2 protein-coding genes are annotated in these 626 nt (G+C 36.9%); one reads left to right on the top strand and one right to left on the bottom strand.

Annotated elements, in window-relative coordinates:
- Positions 1-364: hypothetical protein (locus tag NE473_RS30100; protein ID WP_256265546.1), on the top strand; the 364-nt coding region annotated here is incomplete at its 5' end.
- A gap of 4 nt (positions 365-368) precedes the next feature.
- On the opposite strand, the gene NE473_RS30095 is transcribed toward NE473_RS30100, so the two are convergent.
- The coding region (locus tag NE473_RS30095; protein WP_256265545.1) for a hypothetical protein at positions 369-626 on the bottom strand (258 nt) is incomplete at its 5' end.

The following is a 626-nucleotide window of genomic DNA, read 5'->3' as shown; positions in this document are numbered from 1 at the left end:
TAGTGATTTAGCCAGCATAACTGGATTAATTGTCAAAGATATTACATTAAACCCTGGTTATGCCATCTATGGAACATGGGCCACCCGGATCATAAAAGATAAATCTTCAGGGATATGTGTTATCAATCTGGCAATAAGAAAAGCTGATAATAGTGTAATTAATACAAACACTTATGTTGATATCGGTATTTTACCTGATGGGTTCCTTCCTATATATCCAACAGGCGCATCAGGCATAGGTGAAGAGCCCGGTGCGATAAACCACCCTGTCGGAATAATACTTTTTGAAGGAAAAATCAAAGCAACTACATATGGAGAAAACACAAGAAATATAATTGCAAGCTTTTCATATTCAACAAATTAAATGATCAATTAGCAGGGAATTTCTTCCATCCATGAACATTTCCGCTATCAACACTATGAATAAAAAAGTAACTTTGTCCTTGAACAAAGGCCACTACCGTTTGATAGTTAGAATAATCGCCATACACAAAGGCAAATCCAGCAGTATTATATGTAAGTCCTGCTTTGAAGGGTGTATTTAACGTATCAACATCCCAGCGGAGAAAAACAGGGCCATCACTAGGAGCCATAAGATTACTTGAGTAGACTGCTTTTGCTAAATC

The sequence above is a fragment of the Hungatella sp. SL.1.14 genome, assembly GCF_024460495.1.
GTDB classification, from domain to species: Bacteria; Bacillota; Clostridia; order Lachnospirales; family Lachnospiraceae; genus Hungatella; species Hungatella hathewayi.
This window is presented reverse-complemented; position numbering and strand designations above follow the sequence as displayed.